This window comes from Kordiimonas sp. (assembly GCF_965216265.1).
In the GTDB taxonomy this organism is placed as follows: Bacteria; Pseudomonadota; Alphaproteobacteria; order Sphingomonadales; family Kordiimonadaceae; genus Kordiimonas.
This window is the reverse complement of sequence record NZ_OZ244153.1, coordinates 3,853,533-3,865,643: the sequence shown is the minus strand read 5'-3', so window position 1 is coordinate 3,865,643 and position 12,111 is coordinate 3,853,533. Positions and strand designations below refer to the sequence as shown.

At 53.2% G+C, this 12,111-nt stretch carries 12 protein-coding genes; 2 read left to right on the top strand and 10 right to left on the bottom strand.

Translation table 11 applies throughout. From position 1 onward, the window contains the following. Positions 1-5 precede the first annotated feature (5 nt). Positions 6-560, bottom strand: coding sequence for a glycine cleavage system protein R (locus ACOOGA_RS17925; protein ID WP_417461893.1), 555 nt, complete (start codon positions 558-560; stop codon positions 6-8). 108 nt (positions 561-668) lie between these two features. Here ACOOGA_RS17925 and ACOOGA_RS17920 point away from each other — a divergent pair, with 108 nt between their 5' ends. Next, positions 669-890: a DUF4170 domain-containing protein gene (locus ACOOGA_RS17920; RefSeq protein ID WP_417461894.1), complete on the top strand. Its 222-nt coding sequence runs from the start codon at positions 669-671 to the stop codon at positions 888-890. 121 nt (positions 891-1,011) lie between these two features. Here the strand turns inward: ACOOGA_RS17920 and ACOOGA_RS17915 are convergent, their stop codons facing one another. Both ACOOGA_RS17915 and ACOOGA_RS17910 read right to left on the bottom strand, forming a co-directional pair. Further along, positions 1,012-1,200, bottom strand: coding sequence for a hypothetical protein (locus ACOOGA_RS17915; RefSeq protein ID WP_417461895.1), 189 nt, complete (start codon positions 1,198-1,200; stop codon positions 1,012-1,014). Between the two features lie 145 nt (positions 1,201-1,345). Beyond that, the gene (locus tag ACOOGA_RS17910) at positions 1,346-3,187 is read right to left on the bottom strand and encodes a DUF885 domain-containing protein (RefSeq protein ID WP_417461896.1); all 1,842 of its coding nucleotides are present in this window, start codon (positions 3,185-3,187) and stop codon (positions 1,346-1,348) included. A gap of 185 nt (positions 3,188-3,372) precedes the next feature. On the opposite strand from ACOOGA_RS17910, the gene hspQ reads away from it, so the two are divergent. After that, a complete protein-coding gene (gene hspQ / locus ACOOGA_RS17905; protein WP_417461897.1) occupies positions 3,373-3,717 on the top strand; it encodes a heat shock protein HspQ in 345 nt (114 codons plus the stop codon). A gap of 82 nt (positions 3,718-3,799) precedes the next feature. Here hspQ and ACOOGA_RS17900 read toward each other — a convergent pair whose 3' ends face one another. The 7 genes from ACOOGA_RS17900 to ACOOGA_RS17870 all read right to left on the bottom strand — a co-directional run bounded on the left by ACOOGA_RS17900 (position 3,800) and on the right by ACOOGA_RS17870 (position 12,101). Then, on the bottom strand, positions 3,800-3,910 hold the full coding sequence (locus ACOOGA_RS17900; protein WP_417461898.1) for an aa3-type cytochrome c oxidase subunit IV: 111 nt from the start codon (positions 3,908-3,910) through the stop codon (positions 3,800-3,802). A gap of 89 nt (positions 3,911-3,999) precedes the next feature. Next, positions 4,000-4,977, bottom strand: coding sequence for a threonine ammonia-lyase (locus ACOOGA_RS17895; protein ID WP_417462118.1), 978 nt, complete (start codon positions 4,975-4,977; stop codon positions 4,000-4,002). 2 nt (positions 4,978-4,979) lie between these two features. Then, positions 4,980-5,258, bottom strand: coding sequence for a hypothetical protein (locus ACOOGA_RS17890; RefSeq protein WP_417461899.1), 279 nt, complete (start codon positions 5,256-5,258; stop codon positions 4,980-4,982). A 52-nt stretch (positions 5,259-5,310) separates the two neighbouring features. Next, complete coding sequence (locus tag ACOOGA_RS17885) at positions 5,311-6,636, bottom strand: aspartate aminotransferase family protein (protein ID WP_417461900.1); 1,326 nt, start codon at positions 6,634-6,636, stop codon at positions 5,311-5,313. A 66-nt stretch (positions 6,637-6,702) separates the two neighbouring features. Beyond that, a complete protein-coding gene (locus ACOOGA_RS17880; RefSeq protein WP_417461901.1) occupies positions 6,703-9,012 on the bottom strand; it encodes a TonB-dependent receptor in 2,310 nt (769 codons plus the stop codon). A gap of 130 nt (positions 9,013-9,142) precedes the next feature. Beyond that, positions 9,143-10,783: a tetratricopeptide repeat-containing sulfotransferase family protein gene (locus tag ACOOGA_RS17875; protein ID WP_417461902.1), complete on the bottom strand. Its 1,641-nt coding sequence runs from the start codon at positions 10,781-10,783 to the stop codon at positions 9,143-9,145. Between the two features lies 1 nt (position 10,784). Continuing rightward, on the bottom strand, positions 10,785-12,101 hold the full coding sequence (locus ACOOGA_RS17870) for an NAD(P)/FAD-dependent oxidoreductase (RefSeq protein WP_420429142.1): 1,317 nt from the start codon (positions 12,099-12,101) through the stop codon (positions 10,785-10,787). Positions 12,102-12,111: the final 10 nt, after the last annotated feature.

The window sequence follows — 12,111 nt, the reverse complement described above, 5'->3', positions numbered from 1 at the left end:
CACAATTATTCTGCGGTGTTGGTGCCAACAGCTTCAACGCCGCAGTCAAGCCTCAGGCTCCCCGCTGTGTTATAAAGCGCAGCCTCAAGCGCCGCAAAGCGCCCTTCCCCCAAATTGATAGCAAAACGCGTGCGGTAGTCGAAACCGTCGTCTGCAGCTGTGCGTTTGCTGCTCATGCGTACGATGTTTGCGCCATATTCCACCAACACATCACTGATGCGGGCTACAAGCCCAGGGCGGTCACCGCCCGAAATGTCAACGATATGAGTGATGGTGGCGCTTTCACCGCGCGCAAGAGCGAAGGGGAACCGGCTGACAGTAATGCGTGCACCAGCTACAGCCTCGAGCGCCGCCAAGCCTGCGGTCACCTCTTCTTCGTCTGCTCCAGCGGAAAACTCAGCAATGCAGGAAAACTCGAATCCCTCACCCAATACGGCAAAAGCGCTATCTGCCAGATTGGCGCCGGTTTCAAACAGGTACCCCGTAACGCCAGAGACAACCCCAACACGGTCCAGCCCAATGATGGAAATAAGAAATTTGTCGTTCACATATGCGCTCATGGTGGTACTCCTAAGAAAAGGGTGGCGTTTTCCAGCGAGTTTGCTAAATAAACGCCACCGAAGCAATCAGATGTTACGGATATCACCAATTCAACAGGAACATATTCCATGGCAGACCAGCAGCTTTTACATCTTGTCTTTGGCGGTCAGGTAAAAGACCCGCAATCCCTCGAATTCGCTGACCTCAACAAGGTTGATATCGTCGGCATTTACGGGTCCTATTCAGAAGCTGAGCAAGCGTGGCGCAGTGTCAGTCAGGCGAATGTAGACGATGCAATGACCAAATATGTGGTTGTTCACCTGCACAAGCTTCTTGAGCCTGCGGAATAAGCCAAAGCGTTCCGGGCAAAAGCCTTCCAGAAAGCAACAAGGACGAGCAGCGCGCAGCGTGATCGTCCTTTCTAGCTTCTCAAAGGGCAGATTACGGCCCCTTATATAGGTTTAGTGCGTGCTAGTGCGCGCGAGCCTTTTCAGCAAAATAAGCATTAATGCTGGCTTCAATCGCATCACCGTTCGTGTCGTATGCGCCCATGCGGCCAGTCATGGCCTGGTGCGCTTCTTCACGCGTGCTTGGATGAAGCCGGTTAAGCTCTAGGCTTACAAGGCGGCGTAGCCCTGCACTGTCGATTGGTTGGTACATATTTTTCTTCCATTTTTACTTTTTTGGTACCGTCATTGGTAGCATCAAAGCGCGACAGTTTTTTGTCACGCCGATGACAAAAATAAAACAGGCAGGGGCTGAGGTCACCCCAACCACTGCCTGCCAACTTTCTATATATGGCAGTTTAGCTGACTTTTTTCAAGTCTGTCACCCAAGCTTTGACATTTGTCTCCAAAATAGACAGAGGCACAGCGCCGTTTTTCAGCACCACACGGTGGAAACCTTTCCAGTCAAACTTGTCACCCAACTCGTCCATTGCCATCTGACGCAACTCCATGATCTTGAGCTTGCCAACCATGTAAGCAGTCGCCTGCCCCGGCATCACGATATAGCGCTCAATCGCGGCAACAACGTCGCCGTGTGGGTTTGGTGTATTTCCCGACAGGTAATCAATAGCCTGTTCACGTGTCCATTTTTTGGAATGCAGGCCCGTATCTACCACCAGGCGGCATGCGCGCCAGAGCTCCATCGCCAACCTACCAAAGTCTGAGTATGGGTCCTGATAGAAGCCCATGTCCTTGCCAAGCTCTTCCGTATAAAGGCCCCAGCCTTCTGTGAAGGCGGTAAAGCGCGCGGTGCGCTGGAACAGCGGCACACCCTCAAGCTCTTGCGTCAGCGCGATCTGGAAGTGGTGCCCGGGAATACCTTCGTGGTACGCAAGGGCCTCAAGCTGATAGATCGGCATATATTTTGTGTTGCGCAGGTTTGCGTAAAATATGCCGGGACGTGAACCATCGGGCGCAGAGCGCTGATAGAATGCCTTGCCCGCGGATTCCTCGCGGAACTTTTCAACTGCGCGTACTTCCATCGGTGCTTTTGGGGTCAGGTCAAAGAACTCGGGCACCCGTTCACGCATGGCATCAATGATGTCGTTGGCCTGCTGGATGTAAGCCGCCTTACCTTCTTCCGTATCAGGGTAGTAGAACTGGTCATCTGTGCGGGTGAACTCGAAAAACTCCTGCAGGGTGCCTTCAAAGCCAACCTGCGCCATGATCTCTTTCATGGCCTCATGAATACGCGCAACATTGTCGAGGCCGATCTGGTGGATCTCATCGGCCGACAAGGTGGTTGTGGTCATATTCTCGAGGGCCTGCGCATAAAACGCATCCCCATCCGGGAACTTCCAGGCACCATCGTCTGTCGTCGCCGTTGCCTGAAGCTCTTCCAGCTTGGCGATCAGCGTCTCAAACCCAGCTTTGGTATTGGTGGTGAGGGCTTCCGTAGCTTTAGCAACAAGCGCACCGCGCTCTTCGTCACTGATTTCCAGATTTCCAACCTTTTTCTTGAAGTCCGCCAACAGAATGTTGTCTTTCCCGCTATCGTCAAACGGTGCACCGCTGACGATATTACGTGAAGACTCGATCACATACGGATAGACAAATTTCGGTGCCTGAATGCCTTTGTCAGCACGTTCCTGCAGGTTACCAGACAACTGGGTGAGAAATGTGGAAAGCCCGTTCAGACGGGTGATGTAGGCCTCGGCATCCTTGACATCATCAATACGGTGAACCGTCATCAGGTGCGTTGCAACACCTGTGTGCCACCCAAACATCTGGTTGATAGGGTAACCATAGTCGTGCCAACGGTCGTTCTTGATATGCCGCTCAGCCGTCAGTTCAAAAATACGGTAGCTGAGCTGGTCTTTCTCGCTCAAAGCGTCAAAATCAAACGCGCGTAGCTCAGCAAGTTGATCTTTATAAAGCTGCAATTCCTTGGCGTCTGCCTCGTCAGAAATCTCTGGCCATTCATCATTGTGGCTACGATCACCAAGGCGCTCGGCCTGCAACGGGTTGAGCGCAAGGCGCGCTTTCATGGCATCGGCAAAAAACTTGTTCAGCGCTTCTGCTTGTTGTTCTTGTGCGATCTCAGCGTCTTGCCCAAAAGTCTTTTGCTCGTTTTTGTTCGCAGGCTCACAAGCGGCCAACGCCAGCAAAAGTGCAATGGATGAAACGGTTTGTCGGATCATAACTGTCCCCTTATTTTTCCCTGTACTCAAATTCTAATCAAAAGTCGGAAACTCTTGGTGGTTGGTAATCATTTGCCAACCAATTTGCGCTAAGGTGGCCCTGCTTTGAGATGAATTGCAAGCCCTGTTGACATCCAGGCCCAAGATGCCTATCTCACGCATCTGTATAGGAGTGCCAAAGCGAAATGCAACGCGAGACCAAAATCGTAAAAACGCCGCTGTTCACCATTGGTCAGGTCGTCCGTCACAAATACTTCCCGTTCCGGGGAGTAATTTTTGACGTGGACGCCGAATTTGCGAATTCTGAAGAGTGGTGGGAATCTATCCCGGCGGAAATCCGCCCGGCAAAAGAGCAGCCCTTTTATCACCTGTTCGCTGAAAATGACGACACCAGCTATGAAGCTTATGTTTCACAGCAAAATCTGGAAGCTGATGTTTCAGACGAACCGGTAAACCATCCTGAGGTTATTGAGCTTTTTGGCGATTTGAGCCAAGGTCAGTATCAGCTCAAGGCTATTCCGCGACATTAAGCCCTTATCACGTAAGACCTGAATTGTGCTCATAAAAAAAGCGGCGTACCTGACGCCGCTTTTTTATTGGCAGTGTGCGCTGTTACGCGACAAACGCAGCCAAAAGCACCATCACCACGATGATTGCGACAGTAGCCCGTGTACCGTGCTTCATGAAACCGTCAAAGGTGCGTTCTTGTTCTTGAATGTCCATATCACTGGCTCCCAATTGCTTAGCGTTCGACGCTGAAGAAATATTTCCCGCTCTATAGCGCATCACATCGCGCGGGCCAAGTATTTTGCTCAACCCTCACTGCCAACACACTCGGCAAGCATCTCTGGTTCAATATTACCGCCAGAGAGAACAACTACTGTTGTACGTCCCTTGGCGGCCACTCGCCCGTTCATCAGCGCCGCAAGGGCTGCCGCGCCGCCAGGTTCCACGACCATCTTGAGGGTAATGGCGGCATACCGTACGGCCGCAAGCGCTTCCTCATCACTGACCGTCAGGCCTTTGATTTCACACTCTCTGAGTATCGGGAAGGTCAGGTCACCGGCACTCGGTGTCAGCAGTGCATCACAAATTGAGCGTGCACCAAAGTCCACTTTTTCAATGGTGCCCGTGGTTAGGGACCGGCAGACGTCGTCAAACGCCTCAGGCTCAACCACATAGCCGTCCATCCCCGGGAAGTGATGCTTCAGAGCCACAAAGGTGCCCGATGCCAGCCCACCGCCGCCACAGTTCACCAGTGCTTGATCTGGCTTCAGGCCCAATTGTTTCAGGTCCTCGGCGATCTCAAGCCCAACGGTACCCTGTCCGGCCATGATGTAAGGGTCGTTATACGGCGGCACCACGATAGCACCGCTATCACCCACTACGCGTTTCGCAACCTCTTCCCGGTCTTCGTTATAGCGGTCATACTGCACCACTTCGGCACCATAGGAACGTGTATTGGCGAGCTTTAATTTCGGGGCATCATTCGGCATCACAATGGTTGCCTTAATACCAAGTATTTGTGCAGCCTTGGCAACACCTTGTGCATGGTTCCCGCTGGAAAATGCCACAACGCCTTTGGCACGCTCTGCCTCGGTCAGCCTCGAGAGCCTGTTATAAGCACCACGAAACTTGAAAGCTCCAATAACCTGCAAGTTCTCAGGCTTAATGAAAACCCGGCCACCAAGCAATTCATTGAGGGCAGGATATTCCAGAAGTGGGGTCCGTACCGCAGCGCCCTTGATTTGCTGAGCAGCTGAGAGAATATCCTCGATACCAATCGCCAATGTCACTGTTTCGCCTCCCCGTTTTTGTTATTTGCCGCCTTGCGCCGCTGCCACCATCTGCCGAGACGCACTTCCTGGTTGCGCCGAAAGCGCCGCACCGCCGGAAAGTCCACCGAGAGGATCAGAAGCCCAAGCGGCACCATCCAGAAGCCAAGAACCGGCAAGAACCCAAGAAGTCCACCAATAATAAAAAAAATGCCTACCACTATCCGCGCCAGGCGGTTGGCAGGCATTACTTTTTTAACCGTATTCTTAACCATGATACCCGAAACCTTATCCAAATATCCCGCCAGCTAACGTGGGATATATCCGAACAAGCTTCGGGCCCAGCTGTTAACCAACTTCGTTGATGGTTTTCCGCATGATTTCACCAATGTTGTCAATATCTGATTTGGTGGTCACAAGCGGCGGCGCGATAGCGATATGGTCACCGCTCATACGAACCTTGAGCCCATTTTCATAAGCACGCTGGAAAATCTTGCCTGCGCGGGAGCCAACCTTGCCGTCGATCTGCGCAAAAGTAATCGCACTCATAAAGCCAAGATTGCGAACATCTGTGACAGTTTCAGCACTGCCAAGTGCATGCACCATGTCCTCAAAATAGCTTTCGGTTGCGCGCACATGCTCATACACACCTTCTTCCTGATAAGCTTTCTGGCTCGCAATAGCGGCAGCAACAGCAAGGGGATGCGCGGAATAGGTGTAACCATGGAACAGCTCAATGCCGCCCTTGGTTTCGTCCATGAAGGTATCGTAAATGCCCTTGCGAACTGCCACCGCCCCCATGGGAACTGAGCCGTTATTCAGGGCTTTTGCCGTTGTGATCAGGTCTGGCACAATACCAAACCGCTCAGACGCTGTTGCGTAACCAAGGCGGCCAAAAGCCGTGATAACCTCGTCAAATATCAGCAGGATACCATGTTTTTCCGTGATCTCACGCAAGCGCTCGAGATAGCCTTTAGGCGGTATAAACACCCCTGCAGACCCGGCAACCGGCTCAACGATCACAGCTGCAATGGTGCTGGCATCGTGAAGCGAAATAACCTCTTCAAGCGAATCCGCATAAGCTGCGCCATCTTCAGGCTGCCCTTTTGAGAAACGCATATCCGCATTATAAGGAAACGCCAGATGGTCAACCCCCGGTAGCTGCGCGCCAAAAAACTTGCGGTTATTGACCATGCCGCCCACGGAAATGCCACCAAAACCAACACCGTGATAACCGTGCATGCGCCCTATAAGGCGCGTGCGCTGCCCCTCGCCCCGCAACCGGTGGTACCCGAGCGCTATTTTCAGCGCTGTATCAACAGATTCGGACCCCGAGTTGGTGAAGAAGATATGGTCCAGATCACCCGGCATGATTTCCTTGAGCATGTTCGCAAGCTCAAATGCCTTAGGGTGACCAAACTGGAAGGCTGTCGCATAGTCCAGCTCACCCGCCTGCTTGCGGATCGCCTCAACGACTTTGGGGTGGTTGTGACCAAGCGCACAACACCAAAGGCCGGAGGAACCGTCGATCACCTTGCGGCCATCGGTTGTCTGGTAATAGATGCCATCCGCGCTTTCCAGCAGGCGCGGATTAGCCTTGAAATCTTTGTTCGGGGTAAATGGCATCCAATAGGCTGCCATATCGTCGTTTATTCTTTTATCTGTGCCATCCATGAAACACCTATTTTGCACAAGGGAGGAAGGCCCAAAGGCCTTCCCTGCTTCTTTTATATCAAAGTCTTACTCGCCAAAACGGTAGGAGAGTTTCATACCGAAGGTACGTGGACGGCTGATGCCAAACCCATGGGCCGGGAAGAAACCACCAGCCTCGGACGTGCCATCAAAGTAAGCTTTGTTGAAGATATTCTCCACATAGGCAGTCACAGCCCAGCGGTTAAAGCTTTCATATCCAATACGAGCGGAGAAATCAGCCCAACCATCATTCTGGAAGGCAGCGATATTGCCAAGCCCGCCATAGGTTTTGGTCTGGGTACGGAAATCAGCGGACACATTCAACTCGCCCTCACCAACTTCTGTATGATAGCTCACAAGACCTGCGAAGGTGAATTTAGGCGAACCCGGCAAACGGTTACCCGTGCTGCCTTCTTCAACTGCTTCCGCGCCCGAGATCTCATTCTCGTTAAACGATGTTGCAAAGAATACATCGATATTCTTGTTCACGATCGCCTGCACGGTGCCTTCAAGACCCCATGACTTCACTTTACCGACGTTGGTCACGCGTGTGCCTTTGTCGAAATAGTTCAGTTGCAGGTCTTTGTACTGATAATAGTAGCTGCTGATATCAAGCCGGATGCGCTTGTCAAACAAGTCACCCTTGGTACCCAGCTCATACGACCATACTGTTTCAGGGTCGAACTGGTTGAGGGTGGCGTTGCTCACAAGGCCATCGTCCGCCACGTCGTCGTCGTCAGCCTCAATGGCGAAGCTACCAAACCCGCCGGCTTTATAGCCTTTGGTAACGCTGGCATAAACCATCCAGTCGTCGTTTGGACGATAACGGGCAACAAATCGCGGTGTGAAGTCATCCCAGGTTTGCTCACCTTCAATAAAGCCGTCTGTGTAAACACCGAAGGCCCAGAATGGCCCGAGGTAGCTGTCTACGGGCAGAATGGAGTTCGCGAACTTCTTCTTGTCCTTGGTGTAACGCAAGCCCACGCCGAGCTCGAACTGGTCAGATACAGCATATGTCATATCGACATAAGCGCCCCAGCCGCTAAACTCACCCATCACTTGGTTCTGCTCGAGAAGACCATCAGCGTTCGGGACAAATTCACCCCAGCCATAGTAAGCAAAAACCTCAGAGCAGGAGTAATAATAGTAAGCCGCGCACATGACTTCTTCGTCACCACGCTGCTGGAAGAAGGTATTGATCTCTTCCTTGTAGTAGGAGACACCGGCATACCAGCTCAGCGGGCCGTCACTTTGGCTCACAAGCCGCAGTTCCTGCTCGAAATAATCACCGCTTTGATCTTGGGCATAATCGTTGAACCCAATGTTCATGCCATCAAAATCTTCCGCGTAGCGGTAGTCGTGATCCTTATAACCTGTAACAGACGTAAGGGTTGCAAAACCGAGGTCCACGTTGATCTCGGCGCTCAGAGCGAGCACTTCACCAATGTCGTAGTTACCAAGCTTTGCGTCATTATCAACGCTGCGAGCACCGCCGCGCACGCTGATATCACGCCCGAGAACATCCTCAAGGTGTGGTACGATTTCGTCATCTTCGATAAGGCGATAGATGGACCCGCTCTGATCACGATCTTCATACTCAAACATCAGCGTGGCGTCCCAGTTGTCGCCGCGCAGGCCACCGGTCACCCGGAAGGCTGACTTATCATGAGCCACGAGGTTGTCATCGCCGATTTCAGCCGCATTATCCACGTAACCGTCTTCCTCGCTATGGTAGGCAGCAAGGCGAAGGGCAAAATTGTCGTTCATCGGGATGTTGGTCCAGGCCTCAGCCTCGAAAATACCACGCTCTCCAAGCCCTGCCTCGATAAAGCCGGAAGCCGCATCAAAGTCTGCCTTGGCGGTATAAAGGCTGACGGCGCCGCTGATCGCGTTACGACCAAACAGGAAACCCTGCGGGCCACGAAGAACCTCAGCGCGTTCCATATCGAACATGGACGTTACGACAACACCGTTCCGGCCTTGGTACAGGCCGTTCTTGAAGAAACCAACAGATGGATCACCGCCCACACCAAAGTCGTTCGTGGAAATACCACGAATGTTGATATAGTCGATGAAGCTGTCTTTACTGTCGCCTGAGAAGCCTGGCGCAAATTTCACCAGGTCCTTCACGTCATCAAGATTGACTCGCTTGGTGAAATTGGCGTCAAACGCCGTGATTGAAACCGGAACATCCTGTGTGGACTGCACCCGTTTCTGCGCGGTTACCACCACTTCCTCAATTGCCAACGAGTTACTGTCCGCATCTTGAGCGATCGCAGCACCACCAGAGAGAAGGATCGCTGCAAGCGATGCCCCTGCTTTGGCCTTGAAGCTGCGGGTACGATAGACAGATGTCATTTTCTGCTCCTCCCCTTGCGGGTCATTATACCTGATCTGCCATCAGGCTTTTCCAAAGCAGCTTACAGAAACTTCCGATGTGCTGCTCTCATGTTAATACGTGGCTGTTCCCCCCCGGGATAAAGCCGGCTTATGCGGTACTCTTCACGAGGCCCGCGTTTTTCAAGACCGATTTCATCGGCCCTAAATGCTGTTCAAATTCTTTCCAGCGCCCCACTGACCGCGTGTGCACCCGCTCACGCACCTGCGCAGCGCTCGCCGTTGTCACGGCTGCTTTCTGGTCATGGAAGTTCAGGCAAGCGTCCTGCCAATCAAGGCCAAGAAAGTCTATTATCTTTCGGGCGTTGGGCTCCAGATCGGCCACCGTATCTTCATACACAACGTCCAGCATGCGTGATCCTACAACCTCGCGCCAACGGTCCATCAGCTTGCGGTAGCGCACATGATGGCGGGCCATTTCTTCCTGATCGTAGGAATGATAATAAGCTTCAGCGAACAATTGTTTGTAACTCGCGAAACAGCTGTCAATGGGGTCACGCACAATGTGGATGATTTTGGCATTTGGCAACGCCGCAGCAATCAGTGGCACATAAAGATAGTTCACCGGCAGCTTATCAACAAAATGAGCGCTCGAGCCCCGCACAGCTTTCGTGGTTTCAAGGTACAACTGCCCAAGCGCTTTCATGTCATCGCCCGCGATTTTCCGGACGATCTCAGCTGTCATCGGACGCGGGGAGCTGGTTTCGCTAACCCGTTTCATTGCCATGGAAAACTGCTGCAATTCCCCTGCGGATTCGACCTCAGAATGCGCCGTGATAATGCGCTCAATAAGCGTGGTGCCTGTGCGCGGTTGCCCAACCACAAAAATAGGTGCTGGGTCGTCATGCCCGCTATTTTGGGCCGCAAACCACGCCGGTGTCAGCACGGTTTCCAGCGTCTCAAACAGGCCGCGTTCTTCCGCCTCATCAAACCTGACGTGGCCCCGGCGGGCTTTTGCGCCGGTCTCATAAGCAGAGAATGCTTCGTCCCACGCGCCCAGATCTTCAAACTCTTTGCCGATTGCATAGTGAAGGAACGACGCATCCGGGTGGTCTGAGGGCATACGCGCGGCAATCTCCTGCATCTCGCTTAGGTGCGTATCGTCAGACACCGCCTCAAGGCGGGAAACCATCCAGTGAGCGATCGCGGCATCGGGCTTTTCTTTCAGCACAGCCTCAAGCGCTTCCCGCGCTTCATCAAGCCGCCCCAGAAAGGTCAGTGCCTTGGCACGACTGAGATCAAAGAAGGACGACTTGGCCGCGGCTTTCGCCATATCAAACCAGCGTAGAGCTTCAATCTGGTCCCCCAACAGGCTATGTACGTTACCGATAACGTCCAGCACCAGCGGGTCTTCAGGTCTGCTCGCCATAGCGTTCTGTAACGCTTTTTCTGCCAGGTTATATTGCCCCATGGTGACACAACAGCGAGCAAGCTGCGCCCACCCTGCGCCGTGGTTCTCATCAATGCTGACAACGTTGCGGAATGCGCGCTTGGCCGTCGCCCAATCGCCACTTTCAATGCCGATCAAACCAACAAGGAAATGCGCCTCCTTGGCATCGGGAAAATGCTTGAGCACAAGGCTGCAACACCCACCAGCTTCGTTGAAGTCGCCGCGCTGCATGGCTTTGTAGCCGCGCGCCAGGAAACCCGATGCTTGCGCGGGCGTCATTTTGGGCGAACCGCCTTGGGCGGGCCTGCTGTTTCTGCCAGATATGTTGCCTGTCAGTGCCATGCTAGCGCCCTATCGCATCCTTCATTCTATAATAAGCCATGCCAATCGCCAACATAGGCTGCCGGAACAACTGCCCCCCCGGGAACGGCGGGTGTTTAACGTTCGCCATAATATCAAACCTGTTGGTGTCGCCCTCAATCGCTTCTGAAATCAGCCGTGCAGACATATGGGTTGGAGCCACGCCATGGCCTGAATAGGCCTGCGCGTAATAGATATTGTCCCCTACCCGCCCAACCTGCGGGATACGGTTAAGGCCAATTCCCATATAACCACCCCACGCATGATCAATGCGTACATTCTCAAGTTCAGGGAAAACCTTGAGCATATTGGGCAGCACAGCCGCCACGATGTCGCGCGGATGTTTGCCGGAATAGGTGGCAAGCCCACCAAACAGCATGCGCCTGTCTGGCGTCAGGCGGAAATAATCCAAGGCCCAACGCTGGTCACACGCGGCAAAGCCTCGCGGCATGATCTTGTTCGCGAGCGCCTCATCAAGTGGCTCGGTCGCTACGATATAGCTGCCCGCAGGCAAAACACGTGACGCCAACTTGGGCACAAGTTTGCCAAGGTAGGCACCGCCCGCCAGTACCACCTTGTTTGCGGTCACACGGCAGTGGTCCATATCCACAACAACGCTGTCATCGCGGATATCAAGTTTGCTGACCCGCGCGTCTTCAAAAATACGAGCACCCAAACGCTCTGCGGCCCGCGCCTCACCAATAACAAGGTTGAGCACATGGCAATGTCCCCAACCCATATTGGTAACGCCGCCGATATAGCGGTCCGAGCCGACATAGGTCTTAACCTCGTCCGCATTCAGAAGCTTTTGTTCGTGCGGATAGCCGCGCGCCTGCAACGCATCCATCGATTTCTTGAGGTCGTCGATCTCGCTCTCTTTCATCGCGAGGTCGACATATCCCCACCTCAGGTCACAATCGATGCTGTATTTCTTGACCCATTCTGAAATGATGTCGACACATTCAACACCCATTTTCCAGACAGCGTCAGCATTCCCTGCCCCGAAAGAGTTTTCGATTTTGGAGAAGTCCGAGAGCGCTTGCCCGTATCCGCCAATAACCTGGCCACCATTACGGCCCGAAGCGCCCCAACCAATGCGGTTCTGTTCAACAAGCGCAACCTCATAGCCCTTTTCAGCCAGATGAAGCGCTGTGGCAACACCCGTAAAGCCGCCACCAACGATGCAAACATCAACCTTTATGTTGCCTTCGAGCCGCTTGAAGCCAGACAGGTCGTTACAGGTCGCCGTATAATATGAATCTGGCAACCGATCGTCATGTATGGAATCCCGAACCCGCATAAGGCCTTAG

Bases quoted from the DNA above. Each gene is read 5' to 3' on its own strand.
- ACOOGA_RS17925 (WP_417461893.1), bottom strand. From the start codon at position 560: ATGAGCGCATATGTGAACGACAAATTTCTTATTTCCATCATTGGGCTG.
- ACOOGA_RS17920 (WP_417461894.1), top strand. From the start codon at position 669: ATGGCAGACCAGCAGCTTTTACATCTTGTCTTTGGCGGTCAGGTAAAA.
- ACOOGA_RS17915 (WP_417461895.1), bottom strand. From the start codon at position 1,200: ATGTACCAACCAATCGACAGTGCAGGGCTACGCCGCCTTGTAAGCCTA.
- ACOOGA_RS17910 (WP_417461896.1), bottom strand. From the start codon at position 3,187: ATGATCCGACAAACCGTTTCATCCATTGCACTTTTGCTGGCGTTGGCC.
- hspQ (WP_417461897.1), top strand. From the start codon at position 3,373: ATGCAACGCGAGACCAAAATCGTAAAAACGCCGCTGTTCACCATTGGT.
- ACOOGA_RS17900 (WP_417461898.1), bottom strand. From the start codon at position 3,910: ATGGACATTCAAGAACAAGAACGCACCTTTGACGGTTTCATGAAGCAC.
- ACOOGA_RS17885 (WP_417461900.1), bottom strand. From the start codon at position 6,636: ATGGATGGCACAGATAAAAGAATAAACGACGATATGGCAGCCTATTGG.
- ACOOGA_RS17880 (WP_417461901.1), bottom strand. From the start codon at position 9,012: ATGACATCTGTCTATCGTACCCGCAGCTTCAAGGCCAAAGCAGGGGCA.
- ACOOGA_RS17875 (WP_417461902.1), bottom strand. From the start codon at position 10,783: ATGGCACTGACAGGCAACATATCTGGCAGAAACAGCAGGCCCGCCCAA.
- ACOOGA_RS17870 (WP_420429142.1), bottom strand. From the start codon at position 12,101: ATGCGGGTTCGGGATTCCATACATGACGATCGGTTGCCAGATTCATAT.